General features: G+C 30.0%; 24 protein-coding genes. 17 read left to right on the forward strand and 7 right to left on the reverse strand.

What is annotated here, in order from left to right:
• The first annotated feature begins 13 nt into the window (after positions 1 to 13).
• Positions 14 to 775, forward strand: a complete 762-nt coding sequence (locus tag WAO74_RS04200) for a UDP-2,3-diacylglucosamine diphosphatase (protein ID WP_422159918.1) — start codon at positions 14 to 16, stop codon at positions 773 to 775.
• On the opposite strand, the gene WAO74_RS04205 is transcribed toward WAO74_RS04200, so the two are convergent.
• The 3 genes from WAO74_RS04205 to WAO74_RS04215 all read right to left on the reverse strand — a co-directional run bounded on the left by WAO74_RS04205 (position 772) and on the right by WAO74_RS04215 (position 4,929).
• The gene (locus WAO74_RS04205; RefSeq protein WP_422159919.1) at positions 772 to 1,305 is read right to left on the reverse strand and encodes a GNAT family N-acetyltransferase; all 534 of its coding nucleotides are present in this window, start codon (positions 1,303 to 1,305) and stop codon (positions 772 to 774) included. The two genes, WAO74_RS04200 and WAO74_RS04205, sit on opposite strands and share 4 nt — an antisense overlap.
• Positions 1,292 to 2,047, reverse strand: a complete 756-nt coding sequence (locus WAO74_RS04210; RefSeq protein WP_422159920.1) for a class I SAM-dependent DNA methyltransferase — start codon at positions 2,045 to 2,047, stop codon at positions 1,292 to 1,294. Before WAO74_RS04210 ends, WAO74_RS04205 begins: the two co-directional genes overlap by 14 nt.
• An 80-nt stretch (positions 2,048 to 2,127) precedes the next feature.
• Positions 2,128 to 4,929 (reverse strand): TonB-dependent receptor, encoded by a 2,802-nt coding sequence (locus WAO74_RS04215; RefSeq protein WP_422159921.1) that lies wholly within the window; start codon positions 4,927 to 4,929, stop codon positions 2,128 to 2,130.
• 238 nt (positions 4,930 to 5,167) lie between these two features.
• Between WAO74_RS04215 and WAO74_RS04220 the strand changes: the two genes are divergently transcribed.
• The 11 genes from WAO74_RS04220 (at position 5,168) to WAO74_RS04270 (ending at position 16,328) form a co-directional block, all read left to right on the forward strand.
• Complete coding sequence (locus WAO74_RS04220; RefSeq protein ID WP_422159922.1) at positions 5,168 to 6,157, forward strand: AAA family ATPase; 990 nt, start codon at positions 5,168 to 5,170, stop codon at positions 6,155 to 6,157.
• Positions 6,158 to 6,213: 56 nt separating this feature from the next.
• Positions 6,214 to 7,083 carry a DUF58 domain-containing protein gene (locus WAO74_RS04225; RefSeq protein ID WP_422159923.1) on the forward strand — a complete coding sequence of 290 codons (870 nt, stop codon included), beginning with the start codon at positions 6,214 to 6,216 and terminating at the stop codon, positions 7,081 to 7,083.
• Positions 7,084 to 7,242: 159 nt separating this feature from the next.
• Complete coding sequence (locus WAO74_RS04230) at positions 7,243 to 8,166, forward strand: hypothetical protein (protein WP_422160054.1); 924 nt, start codon at positions 7,243 to 7,245, stop codon at positions 8,164 to 8,166.
• Positions 8,153 to 9,160: a vWA domain-containing protein gene (locus tag WAO74_RS04235; RefSeq protein WP_422160055.1), complete on the forward strand. Its 1,008-nt coding sequence runs from the start codon at positions 8,153 to 8,155 to the stop codon at positions 9,158 to 9,160. The genes WAO74_RS04230 and WAO74_RS04235 overlap by 14 nt, the downstream gene beginning before the upstream one ends.
• Positions 9,161 to 9,257: 97 nt before the next feature.
• Complete coding sequence (locus WAO74_RS04240; protein ID WP_422159924.1) at positions 9,258 to 10,304, forward strand: vWA domain-containing protein; 1,047 nt, start codon at positions 9,258 to 9,260, stop codon at positions 10,302 to 10,304.
• Between the two features lie 5 nt (positions 10,305 to 10,309).
• Positions 10,310 to 11,122: a tetratricopeptide repeat protein gene (locus WAO74_RS04245; protein WP_422159925.1), complete on the forward strand. Its 813-nt coding sequence runs from the start codon at positions 10,310 to 10,312 to the stop codon at positions 11,120 to 11,122.
• A gap of 18 nt (positions 11,123 to 11,140) precedes the next feature.
• The gene (locus WAO74_RS04250; RefSeq protein WP_422159926.1) at positions 11,141 to 12,907 is read left to right on the forward strand and encodes a BatD family protein; all 1,767 of its coding nucleotides are present in this window, start codon (positions 11,141 to 11,143) and stop codon (positions 12,905 to 12,907) included.
• A 1-nt stretch (position 12,908) separates the two neighbouring features.
• Positions 12,909 to 13,667 (forward strand): tetratricopeptide repeat protein, encoded by a 759-nt coding sequence (locus WAO74_RS04255; RefSeq protein WP_422159927.1) that lies wholly within the window; start codon positions 12,909 to 12,911, stop codon positions 13,665 to 13,667.
• A gap of 64 nt (positions 13,668 to 13,731) precedes the next feature.
• Entirely contained in the window at positions 13,732 to 14,034 is a 303-nt protein-coding gene (locus WAO74_RS04260; RefSeq protein ID WP_422159928.1) for a hypothetical protein, read from the forward strand.
• Between the two features lie 68 nt (positions 14,035 to 14,102).
• Positions 14,103 to 15,680: a SulP family inorganic anion transporter gene (locus WAO74_RS04265; RefSeq protein ID WP_422159929.1), complete on the forward strand. Its 1,578-nt coding sequence runs from the start codon at positions 14,103 to 14,105 to the stop codon at positions 15,678 to 15,680.
• Positions 15,681 to 15,692: 12 nt separating this feature from the next.
• Positions 15,693 to 16,328 carry a carbonic anhydrase family protein gene (locus tag WAO74_RS04270; RefSeq protein ID WP_422159930.1) on the forward strand — a complete coding sequence of 212 codons (636 nt, stop codon included), beginning with the start codon at positions 15,693 to 15,695 and terminating at the stop codon, positions 16,326 to 16,328.
• A 38-nt stretch (positions 16,329 to 16,366) separates the two neighbouring features.
• Here the strand turns inward: WAO74_RS04270 and WAO74_RS04275 are convergent, their stop codons facing one another.
• Positions 16,367 to 16,879, reverse strand: a complete 513-nt coding sequence (locus WAO74_RS04275; protein ID WP_422159931.1) for a CvpA family protein — start codon at positions 16,877 to 16,879, stop codon at positions 16,367 to 16,369.
• 78 nt (positions 16,880 to 16,957) lie between these two features.
• Here WAO74_RS04275 and WAO74_RS04280 point away from each other — a divergent pair, with 78 nt between their 5' ends.
• Entirely contained in the window at positions 16,958 to 17,311 is a 354-nt protein-coding gene (locus tag WAO74_RS04280) for a hypothetical protein (protein WP_422159932.1), read from the forward strand.
• A gap of 68 nt (positions 17,312 to 17,379) precedes the next feature.
• Here the strand turns inward: WAO74_RS04280 and WAO74_RS04285 are convergent, their stop codons facing one another.
• Complete coding sequence (locus WAO74_RS04285; RefSeq protein ID WP_422159933.1) at positions 17,380 to 18,174, reverse strand: SDR family oxidoreductase; 795 nt, start codon at positions 18,172 to 18,174, stop codon at positions 17,380 to 17,382.
• 102 nt (positions 18,175 to 18,276) lie between these two features.
• Between WAO74_RS04285 and WAO74_RS04290 the strand changes: the two genes are divergently transcribed.
• A complete protein-coding gene (locus WAO74_RS04290; protein ID WP_422159934.1) occupies positions 18,277 to 19,647 on the forward strand; it encodes a TlpA family protein disulfide reductase in 1,371 nt (456 codons plus the stop codon).
• 2 nt (positions 19,648 to 19,649) lie between these two features.
• Here WAO74_RS04290 and WAO74_RS04295 read toward each other — a convergent pair whose 3' ends face one another.
• Both WAO74_RS04295 and WAO74_RS04300 read right to left on the reverse strand, forming a co-directional pair.
• Complete coding sequence (locus WAO74_RS04295) at positions 19,650 to 20,009, reverse strand: YraN family protein (RefSeq protein WP_422159935.1); 360 nt, start codon at positions 20,007 to 20,009, stop codon at positions 19,650 to 19,652.
• Between the two features lie 42 nt (positions 20,010 to 20,051).
• Positions 20,052 to 21,002, reverse strand: coding sequence for a S66 peptidase family protein (locus tag WAO74_RS04300; RefSeq protein ID WP_422160056.1), 951 nt, complete (start codon positions 21,000 to 21,002; stop codon positions 20,052 to 20,054).
• Between the two features lie 168 nt (positions 21,003 to 21,170).
• Between WAO74_RS04300 and metG the strand changes: the two genes are divergently transcribed.
• The 3 genes from metG (at position 21,171) to WAO74_RS04315 (ending at position 25,779) form a co-directional block, all read left to right on the forward strand.
• Positions 21,171 to 23,252, forward strand: a complete 2,082-nt coding sequence (metG, locus tag WAO74_RS04305; RefSeq protein ID WP_422159936.1) for a methionine--tRNA ligase — start codon at positions 21,171 to 21,173, stop codon at positions 23,250 to 23,252.
• 77 nt (positions 23,253 to 23,329) lie between these two features.
• On the forward strand, positions 23,330 to 24,868 hold the full coding sequence (locus WAO74_RS04310) for a sugar porter family MFS transporter (protein ID WP_422159937.1): 1,539 nt from the start codon (positions 23,330 to 23,332) through the stop codon (positions 24,866 to 24,868).
• An 8-nt stretch (positions 24,869 to 24,876) separates the two neighbouring features.
• Positions 24,877 to 25,779 carry a histone deacetylase gene (locus WAO74_RS04315; protein ID WP_422159938.1) on the forward strand — a complete coding sequence of 301 codons (903 nt, stop codon included), beginning with the start codon at positions 24,877 to 24,879 and terminating at the stop codon, positions 25,777 to 25,779.
• Positions 25,780 to 25,832: the final 53 nt, after the last annotated feature.

Consider the following 25,832-nt stretch of genomic DNA (forward strand, 5'->3'; position numbering starts at 1 on the left):
TTTCTTTGTAGCAATGATAACAATTACAACATCTAATAATAAGAACGTTTACTTTGCCTCAGATCAGCATTTAGGAGCCCCAACTCCTAAAGAAAGCATGCCAAGAGAAAAGAAATTCGTGGCTTGGTTAGATGAAATTAAAAAAGATGCAGAAGCCATTTTTTTATTGGGCGACTTGTTCGATTTTTGGTTCGAATACAAAACCGTTGTTCCCAAAGGTTTTATTCGTGTTCTAGGAAAGTTAGCAGAACTAAGAGATGCTGGCATTCCTATTTATTTCTTTGTGGGAAATCATGATTTATGGATGACTGACTACTTTCAAAAAGAGTTAAACATTCCTGTTTATCATAAACCACAAGAATTTATCATCAACAATAAAAAGTTTTTCATTGGTCATGGAGATGGTTTAGGGCCTAGAGATATTGGTTACAAACGCATGAAAAAAGTATTTACGTTTCCGCTTTTTAAATGGATGTTTCGTTGGTTACATCCTGATTTAGGAGTGAAACTAGGCCAATATATGTCTGTAAAAAACAAAATGATTTCTGGTGAGGAAGATTTTAAGTTTTTGGGAGCAGAAAATGAATGGCTTGTGCAGTATTGCAAAAAAAAGTTACAAGAAAATCATTATGATTATTTTGTTTTTGGTCACAGACACTTACCTTTAGAAATTGAATTAGCAGAAAATAGTATGTATGTAAATTTAGGTGACTGGATCAACTATTTTACTTTTGCAGAATTTGACAAAAACAGGCTGATTTTAAAAGAATATTAAACTTTTAAAGTTACAATTCTCCAAGTTTTACCTTGATAGTTATAATCAATAAGGTTTTTAAAACCAATAGCTTGGTGTGCATTTAAAGAAACTTGGTTTTTTAAATCTATTTCAGTTACTATCAAATCAAATTTACTTTCGCAAATATTGGTTTTCATAAAATTATAAAGCCCTCTAAAAACTCCTTGTTTTCTAAAGTCTTTATCAATACATATTTGCCCCATTACAATATAACTTTTTGACGTAACTATTTTGTTTATTTCTATAAACATAGGTTTTAAAACTTCAATATCATCAGAAAATTCCTTGGTCATAGAAAGTGCAAAACCCACTACTCTATCATTATATTTTGCAATAGTATGTGGGCATGCTTTGTGCATTTTTTCTAAAATTTCTAAAGTATGTTTTACAGTTACAAAGCCTTGTTGTTGTTTTTCTTCATCAGATAAATTTTCTAGAAGATTTATATTTTGAAGTGCTAAAATTTGTGCTAGCTCTTCTCTGGATGTTGTTTTACTATAGGTTATCATATTTTATTTTTTTTGCTACAACTACATAAGTATCAAAAGCATAACTCTTTCTATCAATAAACTCTAAAAGTTCAAAGTTGTTTAAATGTAAAAAAAGTTCCCATTCATTTTTTGTAAAAGCTCTTACTTCTGAATCATCTTGGGCTATTACTATTTTGTTATTATTTTCAATTTGATAGTATTCAGCACTCCAATTAAACATAAAATTTTCTGATGTGTTGGTGTTAAAAAAACTCGTTCTTTCATATTTTTTTTGATTAAAATTAGCAGTGTGTATTACTTCTTTTCCTCCTTTAATTTCTCTAAAAAAACGATTGGCATCGATAAAATCAAAACATAAAATACCATCGTCTTTTAAATTATTATAAATCGATTTTAAAGCATTATTTACATCTCTATTCGTTAATAAATAGCTGGAAGTTCTGCCTGTAATAATTACGCTTTCAATTTTACTATTTAGATTAAAATTTGTCATATCACCCAAAATAAAATCGTTATTCAAGTTTTTGGATTTGCACAAATTTATCATGTCTAAACTATAATCTAAACCTGAATAATTAAAATTGTTTTTAATAAAATAACTGGCTAAATTACCAGAACCACAGCCAATTTCTAAAACTTCATTTTTGTGATGTCTTCTTAAAATAGCACTGTAAAAAGAAAATTCGTCTTTATAATTGATAAATGTTTGATACATTTCATCGTAAATTGTTTCAAATCCTTTGGAGTATAGACTTTGCATAGGTTCTAATTTATAAAATAAAGATAAAAAAAATGCTACTTGAAAAAGTAGCATTTTTAAAAAATAAAATTTAATTTTTATTAAAACTGATAGTTTAAAGATAAATTAAACATTGTACCTAATTGACTAAAGTGATAACCATCATAGGTCATTTGAGAATAACGTTGGTTAAATGTAATTAAGTTAGATTGGTTTTTAACCTGAGCTGGATCTGCTAAGAGCGCTGTTCCAGCAGCATTTTCTGCTTTAAAACTCCATTCTGGTAAAATATTAAATAAATTATTAATGTTTAATGCAAGTGTTAGTTTGTCTGTTGCATTAAAGTTAATACCTAAATCTGTAACAATTTTAGGAGTAAATTCTGTTCTTAAATCTGAACTCATTCCTTGTTGTTTAAAGGTAGTTTTACCAAAATAGGTGTTATTTAAAGATAAGCCCCATTTACCTAAATCATATGTAGTCCCTAAAATCCATTTCGTTTGAGGTCTAGAAGTAAAAAACAATGCCTCTTGAGTAGCATTTACTACAGATTGTCCTGCAGCAGCAACTATAGCTGGATTTTTAACAGCTCCATCTCTTTCATTTTGTATGGTATAGTTTCCAGATAAATTAAAGCCTAAAGTTCCATTGCCAACAGCTAATTTGTCATAAGTTAAAACTACATCTAAACCAGAAGTTTTAGTATCTAAAGCGTTTACAAAGAAACTTAAATCACTTAAGTTGTTACTAGTTAAAATTTGATCTAATGCTGTATTTCCTGCAGCAGAAGCACCAATTTCTGTACTTAACACAATTCTATCTTCTACATTAATGCTATAATAATCTACTGTAAAGCTCAAATTTCTATTTACTTTACCCCCAAAACCTAAAGTAAAGTTAGTAGATGTTTCTTCTTTTAATTTAGGAATACCCAATAAACCTGCTTGAGAAGATACATTATTTACCAAACCACCAACTTGAATTCCTTGTCCAGGAACAAAGCTATACTGTGCTTTTTGTGTATAAATTTGGTGTAATGTTGGTGCTCTAAATCCGGTAGATAAAGAAGTTCTTAAAGTATACTTATCGTTAATTGTATAAGCTCCACTTGCTTTCCAAACAAATGCATTTCCAAAATCAGAATAGTTTTCAGATCTAATAGTACCATCTAAAGTTAAATTTTCTGTTGGATTCCAGTTTAAAGAAGCATATCCACCAAAGTTATAACGTGTAAAAACACCTGAATTCTCTGGGCTATTCCCTGCAAATGAATCTGCTCCACCACCATCGTAAGATGCTAATTCTCCTTCCACAACCTCAAAAGTTTCATATCTAAACTCTGTACCGAATGCAAAACTTAAGTCGTCTGAAAGAATTTTAGAAATATCAATATTTCCTACATTGTGTGAAAAACGAGTTCCTCCTGGATCAAAAGATTTTTTACTGTTTGCTCTGTACAATTCTGCCCCTTCAGTAATTTCTCCTGTATCTACAACTCCATTCCCATTGGCATCTACCCAAGTTGAAGGTGAATACACTACATTTCTGTTGTGAGAGTTATTTACTTTATAAGTTTGCGAGTTACCACCTGTAGTAAAACTTGCATCAATATTCCAATCATTAATAACAGATTTAAAACCTACTGTTGCATTATAATCATTTAAATCACCTTCAAATGTTGGCACATACCCATCATAACCTCCTGCATTTGTTGGATGATTCCCAGGAAAAAAGTCAGCTAAATATGGAAAAGCTGTAACTGTTCTCCAATAAGGTGTTCTATAATTTGCAAAAGAGTTTACTTTTTTATTAATAAAAGCAGCATTAAAATATAAATTAGATTCTTTACTTAAATTGTATTGACCATTTACTAAAAATTTAGCTGCAGCAGTTTCTGGTGATCCATTAATATTACCTGCATCTGGTCTTCTTCTTAAAAATTCTTGAACATCAGCAAGACTAGCTCCAAAATCAGCAGCTTCTCCAGCAGCATCTACAGTTCCTGGTCTGTTCGCTAAACTTGTTTTAGAAAAATCTACAGTATAATTTACAAATCCTTTATCTTCTCCTATAGTAGTTCCATTATTTACAGAAACTCCGAACATTTCTCCATCTCCTGCAGATGTTAAACCTGTTCTTAAAGTTGCAGAACCTCCATCTGGATTGTCTTTTAAAATAATGTTAATTACACCAGCAATTGCATCAGAACCATATTGTGCAGAAGCTCCATCTCTTAAAACCTCTACTGTTTTAATTGCATCTACAGGAATACCAGAAATATCTGAACCGGTTTCACCTCTACCTGGAGAAGTTTGCGTATATAATAATGCACTTAAATTTTTACGTTTTCCATTAATTAAAATTAAAGTTCTACTAGGACCCATATTTCTAATTTCATAAGGATCTAATAAAGAAGTAGCATCATTTACTGGAGTTTGAACCGTGTTAAATGATGGTATTTTAAACTGTAAAGCTTTATCGAAAGTAGTTTGCCCAGTTGATACTAAGTCTTTAGCAGAAACAATATCTATTGGTAATGGACTTTTAGTATTACTTCTAACGGGTGTTCTAGAACCTGTAACTACAATTTCATTAAGAGATTCGCCACCTTCAAGAATTGTAACATTTAAAAAAGATGCATTTGTAACATCAATTGTTTTGGTTGTATAACCAATAGAAGAAAAGGTAAGTTTTACTGGCAATTGTTTAACTGTAATAGTAAACTCTCCAGTATCATTTGTTGTTGTTCCATTTGTAGTACCTTTTACAACAACATTAATAAAAGGAATTGCTTCTCCAGAAGCATCTGTAACCTTTCCCTTAATTGTCTGCGCTACCAATGATAATGGTAAAAACAATAAAAAAGAAATCGTTAAAAGTTTAAATAAGTTTTTTTGTTTCATTTGTTAAGTAGTTTTGAATTTAGCACAAATATTGATGTTTTAATTGAATCTAACAAATAATTTTAACAATTTCTTAACAACAGAATTCTAAATCAACAAAACCAACAATGATTTAACAATTTTGCTACTAAAAATATATTTAAAATAGTTTATATCTTTAACCTTCTTTTAACAAGGAGATTTTTGTTAAAATTGTAGATTTGTTTTCTTGAAAATTAATAATTAATTAGAATATATAATGGAAGTAGATGTAAGAGCTATTAACGAAAAAATAGAAAGAGAGAGTGCTTTTATAGACATTCTTACCTTCGAAATGAACAAAGTAATTGTGGGTCAAAAACAAATGATAGAAAGTTTGTTAATTGGTTTGCTAGGAAATGGTCATATTCTTTTAGAAGGTGTTCCTGGCTTGGCAAAAACTTTAGCCATAAACACATTGTCTAAAGCAGTACAGGGTTCGTTTAGTAGAGTTCAGTTTACTCCAGATTTATTGCCTGCAGATGTTGTTGGAACTATGATTTACAACATGAAAGTAAATGATTTTTCCATAAAAAAAGGTCCGATTTTTGCAAATTTCGTGTTGGCTGATGAGATAAATAGAGCACCAGCAAAAGTACAATCTGCACTTTTAGAGGCAATGCAAGAGCGTCAAATAACAATTGGTGATACTACTTTTAAATTAGATGAGCCGTTTTTAGTCATGGCAACTCAAAACCCAGTAGAACAAGAAGGAACATATCCTTTACCTGAGGCGCAAGTAGATAGATTTATGTTAAAGGTAGTTATAGATTACCCAAAACTAGCAGATGAGCAAATTATTATGCGTCAAAATTTAACAGGTAATTATTCAAGTGTTAACCCAGTAATTTCTGTAGAACAAATTTTAAAAGCTAGAGAAATTGTAAACGAAGTTTACATGGATGAAAAAATAGAAAAATACATTCTAGATATCATTTTCGCAACTCGTTATCCAGAGAAATATAATTTAGCAGAACTTAAAGATTTAATAAGTTTTGGTGCTTCTCCTAGAGGAAGTATTAATTTAGCAAAAGCAGCCAAGTGCTATGCATTTATTAAGAGGAGAGGTTATGTTATTCCAGAAGATGTAAGAGCAGTTGTTTTTGATGTATTACGTCATAGAATAGGAATTACCTACGAAGCTGAAGCAGAAAATGTAACATCTGTAGAAATCATCAACTTAATTATAAACGAAGTAGAAGTACCTTAAAATTAGCTTTTAGCAATTAGCCAACAACCAACAGCAAATAGCCAACAGCTTAAAAAATGGATACCAAGGAAATACTTAAAAAAGTTCGCAAAATAGAAATTAAGACAAAACGTTTGTCTAATGATATTTTTGGAGGTGAATACCATTCATCTTTTAAAGGACGAGGTATGACTTTTTCAGAAGTACGCCAATACCAATTTGGAGACGATGTAAGAACCATCGATTGGAATGTTACTGCACGTTACAATGAGCCTTATGTAAAGGTTTTTGAAGAAGAACGTGAATTAACAATGCTTTTAATGGTAGACGTTTCTGGATCTGAATTTTTTGGAACTTCTACACAATTTAAAAAAGATACAGTTACAGAAATTGCTGCAACTTTGGCTTTTTCTGCAACTCAAAACAACGATAAAGTTGGTTTAATTTTATTTTCTGATGATATAGAGCTGTACATTCCACCAAAAAAAGGAAAAAGTCATGTTTTAAGAATTATTAGAGAATTAATTGAGTTTAAACCAAAAAGTAAAAAAACGAGTATTGCAGCTGCTTTAAAATTTTTATCCAGCGTTTTAAAGAAAAGAGCCATTGTTTTTATGCTATCAGATTTTATGGATGATGATTACGAAAAAACAGCAAAAATTGCAGGTAGCAAACACGATTTAACAGGCATAAGAGTCTATGATAAACACGATGAGGAAATCCCTAATTTAGGAATGGTACCCATGTTAGATTCAGAGACAGGAACAGTTGAATTGGTAAATACGTCATCGAAAACAATTAGAAATAACTACAAAGCAAATGCTTTAAGGCTTACTGACTATTATATAAATACTTTTAGAAGAAGTGGTGCAGGTACTATTAACACTAGAGTTGACGAAGGTTACGTAAAAAAATTATTAGGCTATTTTAAACATAAAGGAAGATAAAAAAAGCCCATCTTAATCTTCCCTAAGGGAAGAAATACTCAGATGAAAGAAAACTATAAAGAAGATATATAAAAGTTGAAAAGAGTCAATACATATAAAATATTTCAAAAAGTAAATAAAAAAGAACAAGCTAAACGTCCTCTTTCCTTTGGAGAGAGGATTGAGGAGAGAGGCTTATTTTTACTTTTTGTTTTTCTTTTTTGTACTTGTGGTTTATTTGGTCAAAATCCAGTTGTAAAATCACAAGTAGAAACTTCTAACATTCGAATTGGAGAGCAGTTTAATTACAGAATTTCTGTAAATGAAACAAAGAATGTAATTCTACCAAAATTGGTTTTAAAAGGTTTAGAAATAATTGATTCTGCAAAAATCGACACATTAGACAACATGCTAATTCAAAAGTATGTTATAACAGGTTTTGATAGTGGTTCTTTTTATATACCACAACAACAGGTTTTTATAAAAAATCAAGCATATTTAACAGATTCTTTATTAATAAATGTTGCTACAGTTGCTATAGATACTACTCTAGTTAAAAAATATCCAATAAAGTCTATCAAAAAAGAACCTTATGTTTTTGATGATTTTAAGATGTACATCTATTTACTTTTAGCAGCCTTACTAATTATAGGTTTTTGGATTTATTGGTTTGTAATTAGAAAAAGAAGAATTGTGGAAGATGAACCTACTTACAAAGCACTTCCTCCTTACGAAGAAGCTATTTATAGGTTAAATGAATTAGACGAAAAATTATTGTGGCAAAACAATAAAGTAAAAGAATATTACAGTGAATTAACGGAAATTATTCGTGTGTATATAGAGCGTGAATTAAAAGTGCCTGCATTAGAAAAAACTACAGATGATATTGTAGAAACTTTAAAAGATTTCCATGATTCAGCTTCTATTAGAACATCAAAAGAAACGATACTAAAATTAAAAGAGCTATTGCAAGAAGCAGATTTAGTAAAATTTGCGAAATCGAAACCTTTAGCTTTAGAAATTGAAGAAGACAGAAAAGATGCAGCATATATTCTTGCCAATTTAAAACCAAAACCAGTTATAAAGAATGATGAATTGGAATAATTTTGAGTTTTTGAATCCTGAGTTTTTATGGCTCCTAACAGTAATACCTTTATTAATTGTTTGGCATATTTTAATGCGCAAAAAAGATTCTGCAGTTTTAACGATACCTAGTATTAAAGGCTTTAAAACAAAATCTTCTTTAGTATCAAAATTAAAACCAATTCTATATATTTTAAGAATGCTGGCTTTAGCCTCTATTATTGTTGCTTTGGCAAGACCTAGAAATGTTTCTGTAAGTAAAAAAACAAAATCAAACAGAGGTATAGATATTGTAATGGCTATTGATGTTTCTGCAAGTATGTTAGCCAGAGATTTAAGACCTAATAGACTAGAAGCTTTAAAAATAGTTGCCATTGATTTTGTAAACAGAAGACCAAATGATAGAATAGGAATTGTAGTTTACGCAGGCGAAAGTTTTACACAAACACCTATTACTAGCGATAAAAGTATTGTAAAACGAACCATATCTGAATTACAATGGGGTCAGTTAGAAGGTGGAACAGCAATTGGAATGGGATTAGGTTCTGCAGTAAATAGATTAAAAGATAGCGAAGCAAAAAGTAAAGTAATTATTCTATTAACAGATGGTGTAAATAATTCTGGAAATATAGATCCAAGAACAGCAACAGAACTTGCAAAAGAATTAGGTATTAAGGCTTACACAATTGGAATTGGAACAAATGGAATGGCAGATTTTCCTTGGAGTAAAGATCCAAGAACAGGACTCTTAAACTTTAGAAAGCAACAAGTAGAAATAGACGAAGATTTGCTAAAAGAAATTGCCTCTGAAACCAATGGTAAATATTTTAGAGCTACAGACAATGAAAAGTTAGTAGAAATTTATAATGAAATTGACAAGCTCGAAAAAACAAAAATAGAAGAATTCAAATATTATAATTATCAAGAAATGTATAGAGATTTGGTCTTTTTAGCATTAGGCTTTTTAATGTTAGAATTTTTGTTAAGAAACACAATTTTTAAATCTTTTATTTAAAAATTATTGTAAACAGTTGTCAGTTTAAGTGATTTTTGAAAAATAAAAAAATATAAAGTAAAGAGTTTCTTCCCTTTGGGAAGATTAAGATGGGCTTATGTACAAATTAGAAGAACCAATTTATTTTTATCTATTAGCAATTATTCCTGTAATGATTGTTATCTTTTTATTGGTTTTATGGTGGAAAAAAAGAACGCAACTTAAATTTTCGAATCCAGAATTATTAAAAAAATTAGCACCTAATTCATCAACATTTAAATCAACTTTAAAATTGATAATGTTGCTTTTAGGGATCGCTTTTCTGGTTGTTTCACTAGTGAATCCTAAAATGGGTTCTAAACTGCAAACTGTAAAAAGAGAAGGTGTAGATGTTGTGTTTGCACTAGATATTTCTAAAAGTATGTTAGCAGAAGACATTGCTCCTAACAGATTAGAAAAAGCAAAACAAATTATCTCTAAAATTATAGATCAATTAGGAAGTGATAGAGTAGGTATTATTGTTTATGCAGGCAATTCTTATCCGCTTTTACCTATAACTACAGACCACGCAGCTGCAAACATGTTTTTGCAAAATGCAAACCCTGACATGGTTTCTAGCCAAGGAACCGCAATTAATGAAGCTTTAGAATTGGCAAAAACCTATTATAATAAAGACGATCAAACCAATCGTTTTTTAATTATAATTTCAGATGGAGAAGATCATCAAGAAGAAACAAAACAAGTGGCACAAAACTTGTCTAATTCTGGTGTAAAGATTTATACAATTGGTGTTGGTACAGAAAAAGGTGGCCCAATTCCTTTAAGAGTAAATGGCAATTTAGTTGGTTATAAAAAAGACAACCAAGGAGAAACTGTAATTACTAAAAGAGTTCCACAAATTTTAGAAGAAATTGCAGACATAGCAAATGGTAAATATATAGATGGAAATGCAACTGAAAACCCAGTTAAAATAATAACCGATATTATTGGAAATGCACAAAAAAGCGAATTCGAAACAAAACAATTTTCAGATTATAAAGATCAGTTTCAATGGTTTTTAGCCATTGGTATTTTATTTTTACTTTTAGACGTTTTCTTATTTGATAAGAAAACCAAATGGGTGAGAAAAGTTGATTTATTTAACGAAGAAAAAACGAAAAAATAATAAAGATGAAAATTTTAGTAAACTTTCTTATTGTTTGTTTAATGCTATTTAGTACTGTAGAAATTACAGCACAAATAGATTCTGTTGCCCAACAAAGAAAGGCAAGGAAAATGGTTAGACAAGGAAATAAATTGTATGAACAAAAGCAATATACAGATGCTTCTGTTGCTTATCAAAAAGCATTGGGTAACAGTGCTTTTTATGATAAAGCTAGCTACAATTTAGGCAATGCATTATATCAAAATAAAAACTTTAAAGAGGCTGTACCTCAATACGAATTAACAGCCAAAACCGCAGAAGATAAGTTCACAAAAGCAGAAGCATATCATAATATGGGCAATTCTATGATGGAAACAAAAAACTATCAAGGAGCAGTAGACGCTTATAAAAACTCTTTAAGAAACAATCCTAATGATGATGAAACTCGTTATAATTTAGCAGTTGCTCAAAAAATGCTAGACAAAGAAAATCAGGACAATAAAGACGATAATAAAGATAAAAAGGACAATAAAGACAAAGAGAACAAAGATAAAGACGACCAAAATAAAGACAAAGATAAAGACAATAAAGAGGGTGATGACAAGGATAAAAAAGATGATAAAGACAAAGATGGAAAAGGTGATGATGACAAAAAAGACCCTAAAAAAGATGATGATAAGAATGATAAACAAAAGCCAAAACCACAGCAAGGTAAAATGTCTCCACAACAAATTAAGCAATTGTTAGAAAGCTTAAATAACGAGGAAAAAAAGACCCAGAAAAAAATGAATGCCCAAAAAGCAAAAGGAGAAAAAGTAAAACAAGAAAAAGATTGGTAAGTTTAACTTTTTAAGAAGATGATGAAGTTGAAATTTTACATACTATTTATTATAAGCTTATTATCGCTTTCTGTTCTCTCTCAAGAACCAGAATTAACAGTTTCTGTAAGCAAAAATAAGCTGGGTTTAAACCAAAGACTGAGAATAGAGTTTTCTATAAACAAACAAGGGGCAGACGATTTTACACCTCCTAAATTTACAGATTTTAGAGTAATTCAAGGGCCAAGCCAATCTGTAAGTCAATCTTGGATCAATGGAAAAGTTAGCTTTTCTCAATCTTACTCTTACATTATTACTCCTCAAAGAAAAGGCGAACTTATAATTGGTGCAGCAAGTATAGAAATTAATGGAAGAACTCTCAATTCTGAATTGATTAAAATTATAGTTGTAGACCCTATAGACATTCCAGAAAATCCAAATGATCCAGATTATATAGCGCAACAAAATATTCATTTAGTTGCAGAAATATCAAAAGCTAAACCTTTTGTTGGCGAAGGCATTTATGTAGAATATAGATTGTACGTAAGTGAAAACGTTAGCGTTTTCGACACTTCAGTAACAGAAGCTCCACAATATATTGGCTTTTGGAATCAAGAAATAGATATTGATGGTTTTCCTGTAAAAATGGGAAAATATAATAATGAAAATTACAGATATATTGTGCTTAGAAAAGCATTATTAATACCAACAAAAACGGGTAATTTAGCAATTGACCCCATGAAAATGGATATTGTCATTGGTGTTCCAACTGGTAGAGCAGATTTTTTTGGAAATACAATTACAAAAAATATTAGAAAAGAATTTGCATCTGCTAAAAAAATCATCCAACCTAAATTTCTTCCTTTAGAGGGAAAACCTGATAATTTTACAGGTGCTGTTGGCGAATTTAAATTCGATGTTTCTTTAAGCAAAGATGCATTAAAAGCAAACGAATCTTCGCAAATTAACTTACAAGTTTCAGGAAAAGGAAACTTAAAATTGTTTGAATTACCAACAATAGAAACACCTGCAGAATTAGAAAAATATCAACCAGAAAGAAAAGAAAATGTTAGAATTTCTACAGATGGTTTAGTGGGTTCTGTTTCAGATGAATATACAATTGTGCCTCAATTTAAAGGAAAATACAAAATACCAAGCACTTCCTTTTCTTACTTTAATCCAGATACAGAAAAATATACCACAATTTCTACTGACGACTTATTTGTAAATGTATTAGAAGGAAAAGAGTTAAACACAACAAACGATCAAAATCAATTTACAAAACAAAGTGTAAATTCTAAAGGAAAAAACTTTAGATATATTCAAACAAAGAGCGATTTTGTAACTTCAGAAAATACTGACTTTTATAAATCGAATCTTTTTTACCTTTTATTATTTCTTCCTTTAATAGCAATTCCAATAGGCATTTTTATTGCCAAAAAGAAAAACGAACGCAACAGCGATGTTGTTGGGGCAAAACAACGTAAAGCAGAAAGATTAGCCAAAAAATATTTGTCTGAAGCACAAAAACAATTAGGCAAAAAAGAAGCCTTTTACGAAGCTTTAGAACGTGCTTTGCACAATTATTTAAAAGCGAAATTAGGTGTTGAAATTGCAGATATCAGCAAAGAAAATATTTCTAAAATTCTTGAAAAAAGAACTGTAAAAGAAATTACGATAACTCAATTTATTGATGTTTTAAAAGCGTCAGATTTTGCACGTTATACGCCTATTACAAACACAGAAATGAATCAAGAATTTGAAAGAGCAAAAAGTGTAATAGTTGAATTAGACAAACAGTTGTAAAATGAAAAAACTTCTTTTTTTATTGTTGATAATTACCAATGCTGTAATTGCTCAGAATGCCAATGAACTCTTTAATTCTGCAAACGATTTATATAAAAATGATAAATTTAATGAAGCTATAGAGCTTTATAAAAAAATTGAAGCAAAGAGTTTGGTTTCGTCTGAATTGTATTATAATTTAGGCAACTCTTATTATAAGTTAAACAAAGTTGGGCCATCTGTTTATTATTTTGAAAAAGCTTTAATATTAAATCCATTAAACGAAGATGTCCTAAATAATTTAATTTTTGCAAAACGTTTAGCATTAGACAACATCGAAGAATTACCAAAAACAGTTTTTCAAAAATTTAATATTAATTATTTACAAAAGCTTTCTTACAACCAATGGTCTATGGTTTTAATTGGGTTTGCGTTTTTAGCTAGTTTGTTATTTCTACTCTATTACTTTTCGCACACGCCCTCAAGAAAACGTTTCTTTTTTGTAACCAGTTTGCTCAGTCTTATTTTTTTGGCAATTACTCTTATCATCACAATTAATCAATATTCTTTTTTTATAAATAATAAAGAAGCGATTGTTTTTGCAGAAAAAACAGAAGTAAGAAACGCGCCAACATTAAATTCTGAAGAAGTTTTTACCTTACATGAAGGCACAAAAGTTATTGTGTTAGATGCCATTGATAATTGGAAAAAAATAAAAATTGCAGATGGCAAATTAGGTTGGATTATTTCAGATGAAATAAAACTGCTAAACGATTTTTAATTATAAATATCTGTTTTTTTAAATCTCTTTTACTATATTGCTTCGTTTAGAAATAAACGAAACTTTGAAAGTAAAAATTGTAATTTTCTTTTCCCTTCTTTTTTTAAATTTAATTATTGCGCCCACAATAATTTCTTTGGTTGATAATGCCCAAGAAATAGCTTTTTTTATAGATATAAATGAAGACGAAGAAAACAAAGGAGAAGAATCAACAAAAAATTTAGAGATTAAAAATCAAACCTCAGAAGGCATTTATACGTTATCTCTTGCAAAATTTCACAATCAGAGACAAATAGATTTTTATCCGAAAAAATATACATCCTTGTATTTCAGCATAAAAACACCACCACCAGAATTTACTGCTTAATTCTTTCATAATTAATTTATTAATCATTTTAAAATCAATCTAAAAAAATTAGATTACTATAAATAGATATGTTTAAATATATAAAAAACGATTTACCAGCTAGTATTGTAGTGTTTTTTGTGGCTTTACCACTTTGTTTAGGAATTGCCCTTGCAAGTGGTGCACCCTTATTTTCTGGGGTAATTGCTGGTGTTATAGGAGGTATTGTTATAGGTGCTTTGTCTGGTTCTAAAATTGGCGTTAGTGGGCCAGCAGCAGGTTTAGCTGCAATAGTTTTAACTGCAATAAGTGCTTTAGGAGGTTACGAAAATTTTTTAGTTGCTGTAGTTTTAGGAGGTATCATTCAACTAGTTTTTGGCTTGTTAAAAGCAGGAATTATTGCATACTATTTTCCTTCCTCAGTAATTAAAGGAATGTTAACAGGAATTGGAATTATTATCATTTTAAAACAAATTCCACATTTTTTTGGTTATGACACAGAGCCAGAAGGCGCAGACAGTTTTATTGAAGCTTCAGGAGAAAATACATTTTCAGCCATTTTACACATTGCAGATAATATTGCTCTAGGATCAACAATAATTGGCTTTATTGGTTTAGGAATTTTATTACTTTGGAGTAATGTATTGTCTAAAAAAGGAAAAATTTTTCAATTAATTCAAGGGCCTTTAGTTGCAGTAGTTATAGGTATTTTGTATTATGTTTTCACGAAATCTAACACTAGTTTAGGTATAGACCCAATACATCTTGTAAGTGTTCCTGTGCCAGATAATATAGACTCTTTTGTTGCTCAATTTAGATTTCCAAATTTCGGTGTTATTGGCAATCCAGAAATTTGGGTTACCGCTTTTACAATAGCTTTAGTAGCAAGTTTAGAAACACTACTTTGTGTAGAAGCTACAGATAAATTAGATCCTCATAAAAATGTAACACCAACAAATAGAGAATTATTGGCTCAAGGTACTGGAAATATTTTATCGGGTTTAATAGGTGGTTTGCCAGTTACTCAAGTAATTGTTAGAAGTTCAGCCAATATTCAATCTGGTGGAAGAACAAAATTATCAGCAATAGTTCACGGATTTTTACTGCTGATTTCGGTTATTTTAATTCCAACTTTATTAAACAAAATTCCACTTTCAGTTTTAGCTGCAATCTTATTAATTGTTGGTTTCAAATTAGCAAAACCATCATTATTTAAGCAAATGTGGAATTTAGGGTGGAAACAGTTTGTGCCTTTTACAGTAACAGTTTTAGGTATTGTTTTTACAGATTTACTTATTGGTATTGGAATGGGTTTAGGGGTTGGTATTGTAATCATACTTATTAAAAGTTATCAAAATTCTCATTTTTTACACATTGAAGATAAAAGTAATGGTAAACATAGAATTAAAATGACCTTAGCAGAGCAAGTTACCTTTTTTAACAAAGGAGCTATTTTAAATGAACTCGATACTTTGCCTAAAGATACTTATTTAGAGTTGGATGTTAGAAAAACAAGTTATTTAGATAACGACATTATAGAAATTTTAGAAGATTTTATTATAAAAGCCAAAGAAAGAAATATAGATATCAAATTAATCTCTGAAAGAGGTGTTTTAGAGAACCCAAATAGTTTTGTAGAATTTTTTAAATTAGAAAAAAAATTATAAAAACACAATATTATGCCACATAGAAATAAAGCAATCACAAAAGAAGTACAAGATCTATTAACGCCTAATAAAGTGTTACAAGATTTTATAGAGGGTAATGCTCGTTTTATAAGAGATGAAGTTCATACTATAGATCATAAGGCGCTTATTTCTCAAACAACAGATGGGCAACATCCAAAAGCAATTGTTTTATCTTGTATTGATTCGAGGGTTCCTGTAGAAATCATTTTTGATCAAACAATTGGAGATATTTTTGTAGCCAGAGTTGCTGGTAATTTCGAAAATACAGACATTTTAGGAAGTATGGAATATTCCTGTAAAGTTGCAGGAAGCAAGTTGGTGTTCGTTTTAGGCCATGAAAGTTGTGGAGCTGTAAAAGCTGCTTGCGATCATATAAAACTAGGTAACATTACTGCTATGTTAGACAATATTCAGCCTGCTGTTCAACTATCTGAAACTCAAATAAAAGGAGAGCATAATTCTTCTAATACAGAATTTGTAGACAAAACCATAGAAAACAATGTGAATTTAACTATCCAAAGAATTAGAGAAAAAAGCCAAATTTTAAAAGAAATGGAAGAAGATGGTGAAATTAAAATAGTTGGCGGTGTTTATCATATTAGCAATGGAAAAGTGGAATTATTATAAGGTAAATTTTTATTACACAATATTAAAAGAGAATACTGTTAAATAAACTTTAAAGAAGGATTTTCTTTATCCATAATAGAAGGAAATAAGGTAGGAATTATAGATTTTACTGGGCTGTAAAGTACAGATTCATCCAATGTTTTCTTCTCTACAAATGGTATGGTTTTATTAAACTTATCAAAAAGTAAAAATATAACACTTAATATTAAAGACCATTTTAGGGCACCAAAAATTGCACCTAAAATTTTGTTTAACAAACCTAAAGCTGTAATATCAGCAAGTTTAGTAAGTAATTTTCCTATAAAAATAATAGCAAGTACCACAACTAAAAACGTAACACCAAATGCCACAATTTTGTAGGTTTTACTTGACCATTCTAAAACTGAATCAAACAACATGTTTTCTACATAATAAGAAAAATGAATGGCACAAAATACACCAGCAATAATAGCCACTAAAGATGCCACAGAAGAGAATAGGCCTGTTATAAAACCTCTTATTGCAGCAAAAATTAATATTGCAGCAATTATAATGTCGATAACATTCATCATAAATAATTTTTGTAAATCTACATCCTTTTTTTACAAATTAAAAATTGACATTGTATCTTTACTTTTTTAAATCGTTGTATGGAAAAATTGAGCAGCTTAAAAGAGAAATGGGATTATTTGGTTACCAAATTAACAAATGATTTTTCTGAAGGAGATGAACTAAATGTAGATGGAATTATCTATTTAATTGGTGTGCAAGAATTAGGGCAAGGTCATCGAACTTTTAAAAAAGACGAAAAAATGAACCTCATGCACATTGCCATTTGCAAAATGCTAGAACCTTATGGTTATTACGAGTTCGATTTTTTTGATGATGATGGCTGGCCACATTACAAAACACTTACAGAATTACCCAACTTAAAACCTGGTGAACAAACCGTTTTAATGAAAGAAGCTATTGTTGCTTATTTTGAAAGTTTAGAATATTTTTAGATTCCTGTTTTCACAAGAATGACACTTTTAGTTGAAATCTAGAGAACATCTCTAGATAATTTTTTAAATTAAGTTACACTCATTTTACGAATCATTATAGAAAATATTTTTGGAAAAAAGCGTTTAACATACACCCCAAATTTCTCTTTTACACCAGAAATATAAATTTCTTCTTTCCTTTGTTTAATGGCCTTTGCCATTAGTTTTGCAAAACGTTCTGGCTGAATTCCGTTTTCTGTGGCAACATCCATTTTTTGTTGTGGAGTTCCATTTCCAGTTAAGGCATTTTTAGAAACGTTGGTGTATACAAAACCAGGACAAATTAAGGTTACTGCAATATTATTTTGATGATTTTCTGTGCGTAAACTATCAAAAAAACCATGTAAAGCATGTTTACTTGCTGCATAACTGGATCGTAAAGGAGTTCCTATTTTACCAACAATACTAGTAGTTACCACAAAATGTCCGGTTTTATTTTTTATAAAATGGGGTAAAATTGCTTTTGTTAGGGCAATAGTTCCTAGATAATTGATATCCATAATTCGCTTATCCACAGAAATGTGAGTGTCTTTTACCAAAGAACGTTGGCTAATTCCTCCATTATTTACCAAAATATCCACTTTGCCAAAAGCAGCAATCGCTTCATCTGCTGTCGATTGTAAATTGGTATAATTTTCCAAATCTAAAGTGATGATTTTTACATTTGCAGAATTTTTGCACGCATTCTTAACCAATTCTAAATCATCTTTTTTTCTAGAAGATAAAATCAACTTGGCATCTTGGTTCGATAATTCAATTGCTAATGCCTTTCCAATTCCAGAAGAAGCACCAGTAATCCATACAATTTTATCAGAAAAAGGCATAATTATTTAATTTAACGTTAAATATACCTATTTTAATAGAGAAATAGTATTTTTGGAATACTTCTTGAAAAAGAATATTAAAAGAATAAAATGCATCGAAAAATGATAAAAAAAATACTCCCTTTTTTACTCTTATTTGCTTCAATTACATACGCTCAGCATACCATAAAAGGTTTTATGAGTCCAAAAATTGAAAGTGATTGGGTTATTATATATAAAATTGAAGGTACGAAACAAGCTTTTGTAAATAATACAACTCTAAAAACAGATTCCCTTTCAATTGGTGGAGTAAATCAAGCTGTAAGAAGTTTCGAAATAAAATTACCTTCATCAGCAAAATCAGGCAGTTACAGAGCAACTTACAGATTGGAAGGTGCTGGATTTGTTGACTTTTTTTACAACAAAGAAGATATTTCTTTTATTTTTAATCCAGATTATCCTCAAGAGTCCATTGCTTTTACAGAATCGTCAGAAAATATTTTATACAGTAATTATATAAATCAAAGTTCTAATGCTCAGCAAAAACTAGATTCCATTCAAGTGGCTGTTTTACAGAATAATAATTTGAATTTAAAAGATGATTATCAAAAAGCATATATCAATTTTAAGGCCATTCAAACTCAATTTGAAAAAGAGGGGGTAAACAAATATGTGGAGCCGTTTATAAAAGCGAGCCCAAGAAAAAATTCTGAAAAATTAATAACTTCTGTGGATGACTATCTATTTCAAATGAAAAACACTTTTTTCGATAGATTAGATTTTTCGAATGAAAAACTCATTAATTCATCATTTTTAACCAATAGAATTTTAGATTATATATTCTACATTAATTATTCTGATGATTTAAAAGAACAGCAAGAACTCTACAAAACATCTATAGAAACTGTGCTTTCTAAAATTAAAAGTGATGCTTATAAGAGAGACATCATTCAATTTATAATAGAACAATTTGAAGCTTCTAAAAATTTAGAAATTATAGATTATCTGTTTGAAAATCATTACAGCAAGCTTCCAATAAGCATACAAGACCAGAAATTTAAAGAAGAAAAAATGGCTTTGTTTGCAACTGAAGTTGGCAGAATTGCACCCGATTTTTCTTGGCAAGAAAATGGTAAAACCCTAAAACTTTCTACTTTAAATGATGCTGAAAATTATGTTTTGGTTTTTTGGAGCACAAGTTGCTCTCATTGTTTAAGAGAAATTCCTGAATTGCACACTTACATGGCAAACAAACCAAATATAAAAGTAATTGCATTTGCCTTAGAAAATGATGCTTTTGTTTGGGAAACTTATCAAAAAACAAATTTAAGTGGTTGGCATAATGTTTTAGGTTTAAAGAAATGGGAAAATAAAACAGCAAGAACCTATCAAATAAATTCCACACCAAGTTATTTTGTTTTAGATAAGAAAAAGCAAATTATTGCAAAACCCAATGAAATTAAGGATGTAAAGGATTTTTTGGATAAAATGTAGTTTTAAAAATGCAAAAAAGCATCTTCTAAATGTTCGATTTTGGTTTGTTTTTTATTTTGGATAATGGCAATAATATCAAAACGAACCTCAACATCTAAATCTCTTTCAACCACATAATTGTCTATAGCAGAAATAAGTAGTTTTATTTTCTTCGGATTTACAAATTCTTCTGGATTTCCAAAATAGGCAGATGTTCTTGTTTTTACTTCAATAGCTGCTAAAAGCTCTCCTTTTTGAGCAATAATATCTACTTCAGCTTTTAAATATCTGTAGTTTTTTTCAAGGATTTTGTAATCGTTTTTTAGTAAAAAATCGATAGCCAATTGTTCTCCTTTTTTACCTAATTCGTTGTGATCTGCCATCTGTTTTAAAGTTGTAAAGTAGAAAGTTATACCGTTTAAAAGTTAGTGAAAAATAACTTTATATTTTTCTTTATCAACTTTTAATGCGATTTTTCTCCCAAAAATCAAAGCCCTATTATCTGCCTCATGACCTGCAGGAAAATCAAATAAAACAGGAATATCTTTAGGAACAACCCCTAAAATTAGCTCTTCAATAGAACTTCCCCAACTTGTAGAGTTCTTTTTTATTAAAGACATATTACCTACAATAACTGCTTTTACATTGTTAAAATAACCAGCTCTTTTTAAACTTTGCAACATTCTATCAATAGAATATTTATACTCCCCTATTTCTTCAATAAAAAGAATTTTGTTTTGAGTGTTTAACTGACTTTTAGAACCTAACATAGATGTTAAAATTGCTAAATTTCCACCAACTAATTGACCTTCAATTTCTTTAGATGACAAAGTTCTGTTATATTTTGATGTTGGAATTGTGTAAAAAATTTCCTCGCCAAAAAGTGCTTTTTTAAAAGAGGATATGGTTTCTATAATTTCTTCTGGTTTTTCCTCTAAACTTGTTGCCATCATTCCATGAATGGTTTCTACACCTAAATTATGAATGTGATTGTGAAAAGCAGTAATATCAGAATACCCAATTACCCATTTTGGCTTTTGTTTAAACTTGGTAAAATCTAATTTATCTAAAATTCTTACGGATCCATAACCTCCTCTTGCAGCCCAAATAGCTTTAATGTTTGGCTGATCTAAAGCATTTTGAAAATCTTTACAACGTTCATCATCTGTACCTGCAAAATGATTGTTTTGGTTATAAATGTTTTTCCCCAAAACCACCTTTAACCCCCAGCTTTCAGCTAACTGTTTTGCTTTTTCTATAGTTGCTATTCTGTTTTTTAAAATTCCTGCAGGTGCAACAATTGCAATGGTATCTCCAGCTTTTAAATATGGTGGAGTTCTTAATTTGTCTTGGGCTTTAATTGATGAAATAAACATCAATAAAAAAAATAAGAATAAATTTAATTTTTTCAAAATAATAGCTTTTTCCCTTCTCATAATACAGAATCAATTTTACTGTAAATGTATTTATTTTCAATGGTTTTAAAAAATTCCTTTTTGTACTTTTGCACTTCAAAAATCAGTCCAAAAATTTAGAGAAACACTATGAGTGCTCCAAAAAGATATACAATTACTGCAGCTTTACCTTATACAAATGGCCCCATTCATATTGGGCATTTAGCAGGTGTTTATGTGCCAGCCGATATTTATGCACGTTATTTACGCTTAACTGGTAAAGATGTTGCTTTTATTTCTGGTTCAGATGAACATGGTGTTGCAATACCAATGAGAGCAAAAAAAGAAGGTGTTTCTCCACAAAATATTATTGATAAATACCACACAATCATTAAAAAATCTTTCGAAGATTTTGGAATTTCTTTCGATAATTATTCTAGAACGTCAGCAGAAATTCATCATAAAACAGCATCAGATTTTTTTACAAAATTGTACAATGATGGTGAGTTTGTAGAAGAAATTTCAGCACAATTGTATGATGCAGAAGCAGATCAATTTTTAGCTGATAGATTTGTTGTTGGAACTTGTCCAAAATGCGGAAATGAAGAAAGTTATGGAGACCAATGTGAAAACTGTGGTACAAGTCATAATGCCACTGATTTAATCAATCCAAAATCTGCAATTACAGGCAATGTGCCAACCATAAAAGAAACCAAACACTGGTTTTTACCTTTAGATAAACACGAAGCTTTTTTACGAGAATGGATTTTAGAAGGTCATAAAAACGACTGGAAACCAAATGTTTACGGACAAGTAAAAAGTTGGATAGACGATGGTTTACGTCCAAGAGCAGTTACCAGAGATTTAGATTGGGGAATTCCTGTTCCTTTAAAAGATGCTGAAGGAAAAGTGTTATATGTTTGGTTTGATGCGCCTATTGGATACATTTCTTCTACCAAAGAATGGGCAGAAAGAGAAGGTAAAAATTGGGAAGATTATTGGAAAAAAGACGATACCAAATTGGTTCATTTTATAGGGAAAGATAATATTGTTTTTCACTGTATTATTTTCCCTGCCATGTTAAAAGCACATGGAAATTATATTTTACCAGACAATGTACCTGCAAATGAATTTTTAAATTTAGAAGGAAACAAATTATCGACTTCTAAAAATTGGGCAGTTTGGTTGCACGAATATTTGGAAGAATTTCCAAATCAGCAAGATGTTTTGCGTTACACATTAACAGCAAACGCACCAGAAAGCAAAGACAACGATTTTACGTGGAAAGATTTTCAGGCAAAAAACAACAACGAATTGGTTGCTATTTTTGGTAATTTCATCAATAGAGTTGTAGTTTTAACTAATAAATATTACAATGGAATTGTTGCTAAACCTTACGATTTTTCAGAAATAGATAAAGAGGTTTTAGCAGCTGTAAAAGAATTTCCAGCAATTATTTCATCATCCATAGAAAGATACAGATTTAGAGAAGCTAGTCAAGAATTAATGAATTTAGCAAGACTTGGAAACAAGTATTTAGCAGATGAAGAACCTTGGAAAGTAATAAAAGTTGATGAAGAACGCGTAAAAACAATACTATTTGTAGCGATTCAAATCTCGGCAGCCTTAGCAATTTTATCTGAACCTTTTTTACCTTTTACTTCAGATAAATTGAAGGAAATTTTAAATGTAAGGTGGAGCGATTCGACTCAGGAGAATTTTATCGAGAACTCTTGGAACAATGTTGCAAAAAAGGATGTTTTAATTCCAGCAAATCATCAAATAAATCAAGCAGAATTGTTGTTTTCTAAAATTGAAGACAGCACAATTACTGCCCAAATTGATAAATTAGAAGCTACAAAAATTGCGAATGAGCAAGAAAAGAAAGTGGTTTCCCCTCAAAAAGAAATCATAGAATTTGATGATTTTACAAAACTAGACATTAGAATTGGAACTATTTTAGAAGCAGAAAAAGTTGCCAAAACTAAAAAGCTCTTAAAACTAAAAGTAGATGTAGGAATAGATGTTAGAACCATTGTTTCTGGAATTGCAGAAAGTTTTTCTCCAGAAGAAATTATAGGGCAACAAGTTTCTGTTTTGGTAAATTTAGCACCTAGAAAAATTAGAGGTGTAGAAAGCCAAGGAATGATTTTAATGACAGATACACCCGATGGAAAATTGGCTTTTGTAGAACCAGAAAAGAAAGTTAAAAACGGACAGGAAATTAGTTAATCAAAAAAGTTTTAATTCTTACTTGTAAACTATTTTTTACTACTTTACCCTTTCAAACTTAAATTGATCTGTAAATTATGTCAAAAAAATTAGTATTTATTGCATTCGTAGTTTCACTTGGTGGTTTTTTATTTGGGTTTGATGCTGGTATTATTTCTGGAGTCATGTCTTATGCAGGTCCAGAATTTAATTTAGATGATATTCAATCTGGTTGGGTGGTTAGTTCACCTTCTTTTGCAGCAATGATTGCCATGCTTTTTTCGGGTAAATTAAGTGATAAAATTGGTAGAAAAAAGATTCTAATTTATGTAGCATTTCTGTACGCAATTTCTGCTCTTTTGTCTGCGTATGCCAACTCTTATGAAATGCTTTACATCGCTAGAATGATTGGTGGTTTGGCTTTTGGTGCAGCTTTAGTTTTAGCACCTATGTATATTGCAGAAGTTTCATCAGCAAAAAACAGAGGTAAATTAGTGGCTATACAACAACTAAACATTGTTTTAGGTTTTTTTGCAGCCTTTTTAAGCAACTACTTCTTTAACAAATACAATACAACAGGTAATAGTTTTCTAACAGATGCAAATGTTTGGAGATGGATGCTTGGTGTAGAACTAATTCCTGCATTGTTTTACTTTGTTGCGCTATTTTTTGTGCCTAAAAGTCCAAGGTGGTTATTTTTAAATGATAAAATTGATGATGCAAAGAAAGTTTTAATCAATATCCATGGAAAAGTTTCTGCAGAAATTGAGATTTTATCTATGGAAAAAAATGCAAATCAAGATAAAAACACGAATAGTTCCTCGTTAAAAAATTTAATAAAACCAAGCCTTCGTTTCATTTTTATAGTGGGTTTAGTAGTTGGAATTTTGCAACAAATTACAGGTATTAATGCCGTTTATTTTTATGCAACAAGCATATTTAAACAAACAGGTATTGGAACAGATGCTTCGTTTTCTTCTGGAATTCTATTAAGTTCTGTTACTGTTATTTTTACCATAATTGCTATGTATTTAATTGATAAAATGGGCAGAAGACCTTTGCTATTAATTGGTACTTTTGGTATTGCTTTTAGCCTTTTATTGTGTGCTTATGGTTTTAACCAAGCCACTTATAATTTATCTTCAGAAAAAATTGAAACCTTAAAATTTGAGGGTTCAGAAAAATTAAATACAATTGCCAACAAAGAATATACTTTTGATGTCGATTTTAAAAACGAACTAAAATCTATTTTAGGCAATCAGGTTTACAGTAAAAATGATGGCGCCATTTTAGAAGCTGCAACCACTATAAATGCAACCTTAGTTTTAGTTGGTATTTTAGGTTTTATTGCCTGTTTTGCTTTTTCTTTAGGGCCAGTAATGTGGGTGTTGTTATCTGAATTATATCCTTTAAAATATAGAGGTTTGGCAATTGGTGTTATTGCCTTTGTAAACTCGTTAGTTAGTTTTGTTATTCAGCTTATTTTTCCTTGGGAACTCTCTAATTTAGGCAATGCTATGTCTTTTTTCTTATTTGGTTTTGTGGCCTTAATTGGTTTCTTTATCATGCTTAAAATTGTGCCAGAAACCAAAGGAAAATCTTTAGAAGAAATTGAGAAAGAGTTTGTGAAAGCGTAAATTTGCAAATGCTTAAAATTGCTCATCACCCAATTTATAATCATCCTTTAAAAGAAGGGCATCGTTTTCCGATGATTAAATATGATTTCATTCCTCAGCAATTAATTTATGAAGGCACTTGCAAATCAGAAAATTTCTTTGCTCCAGAAATACCCAACAACAAACACTTTTTTACGGTTCATGAACCTGATTATTTTTTCGATTTATTAAACATCACTTTAAACCAAAAAGAAGCCAGAAAAATCGGTTTCCCTCTTTCTGAAGTTTTGATTAAAAGAGAAATGATTATTGCAGATGGCACCATGAAAGCAAGTGAATTTGCTTTAAAAAACGGAATTGCAATGAATATTGCAGGTGGAACTCATCATGCATTTTCTAACAGAGGCGAAGCTTTTTGCATGTTGAACGACCAAGCAATTGGGGCGAAATATATACAAAATAAAGGTTTGGTTGGTAAAATTCTAATTGTAGATTTAGACGTACATCAAGGAAATGGAACTGCAGAAATTTTTAGAAATGATACAACTATTTTTACATTCTCTATGCATGGAAAAGGAAATTATCCTTTTGTAAAAGAAAAATCAGATTTAGATATAGAATTCGAAAACGGAACAAAAGATGAAGAGTATTTATCAACTTTAAAAGACATTTTACCAAAACTCATCAACCAAGAAAAACCAGATTTTATTTATTATTTATGTGGTGTAGATGTTTTAGAAACTGATAAATTAGGTAGGTTAAGTTTAACAGTAGAAGGCTGTAAAGAACGAGATCGATTTGTTTTGCAAACCTGTTACAATTTGCAAATTCCTCTAATGTGCTCTATGGGTGGTGGCTATTCTAAAGACGTAAATATTGTGGTAAATGCACATGTAAATACATTTAGATTGGCGCAAGAAATTTATTTTTAAATAAAAAATTTATTTGTTAATATCCCTTAAAAAACAATTAATTTTTCATAATT

This window comes from Polaribacter sp., from assembly GCF_049276715.1.
In the GTDB taxonomy this organism is placed as follows: Bacteria; Bacteroidota; Bacteroidia; order Flavobacteriales; family Flavobacteriaceae; genus Polaribacter.